Below are 926 nucleotides of genomic sequence, written 5' to 3' on the forward strand. Positions count from 1 at the left end.
ATATTGGACGAGGCGGTTGGACTTGGTATACCGGATCAGCGGGTTGGTTATACCGACTAATAATAGAATCTTTATTAGGTGTAACACGAACAGGAAATAAGCTAACCATTTCACCGTGTATTCCAGAGAATTGGAGCACCTACTCAATCGACTATCGCTTCGAGAGCACCTATTACCATATTACAATTGAGCAAATTATAGGGGATGAAAAACATAATAAAAGTGAGCTAATACTTGACGGTATGGCGCTTGAATCAACTTATATTCCACTTGAAAACGATAAGCAAAAGCATGAAGTTCACCTAAGCGTTTACTCAGTAACTTCTAATAAATTGAAACCAAGTAAAATATAAACAAACGAATTAAGGATACAAAATGAGTAGTAATACAGATAATAACACTCGCCCAGATTACGACAATGTTATCCAGGATATCGCTGATTATGTATTAACGTTTGAAGTATCAAGCGCAGAAGCACTAAACACTGCACGTAATTGTTTAATGGATACCTTAGGCTGTGGGCTGCTCGCTTTAAAGTTTTCACAATGTACCAAACTTCTTGGTCCAATTGTCAAAGGGACCGTTGTTCCTAATGGCGCACGAGTACCTGGGACCTCGCTCATACTCGACCCTGTTAAAGCAGCGTGGGACATTGGTTGTACCATCCGCTGGCTCGNTCGATTACAACGATACGTGGTTAGCTGCTGAATGGGGGCACCCTTCTGATAACTTAGGTGCTATTTTAGCTGTAGCCGATCACTTGTCTCAAGTCAGAATCACAAATTCACAGCCTCCCCTGACTATGCGAGACGTACTTGAAGCCATGATTATGGCGCATGAAATTCAAGGCGTTATCGCATTAGAAAATTCTTTTAATCGTGTTGGCTTATGCCATGTATTATTGGTGCGTGTAGCCTCAACGGCTG

Annotated in this window: 2 pseudogenes (1 of these 2 running past the window's edge); both read left to right on the forward strand. The window is 41.4% G+C overall.

Annotated features, from left to right (window positions below):
* Positions 1–353 (forward strand): annotated as a pseudogene (locus tag L647_RS1000000125985) (hypothetical protein); the annotation flags it as partial.
* Between the two features lie 22 nt (positions 354–375).
* Positions 376–926 (forward strand): annotated as a pseudogene (locus L647_RS01000000123705) (bifunctional 2-methylcitrate dehydratase/aconitate hydratase); it runs 902 nt beyond the window's last position.

Source organism: Pseudoalteromonas sp. TB64 (genome assembly GCF_000498095.1).
Lineage (GTDB): Bacteria > Pseudomonadota > Gammaproteobacteria > Enterobacterales > Alteromonadaceae > Pseudoalteromonas.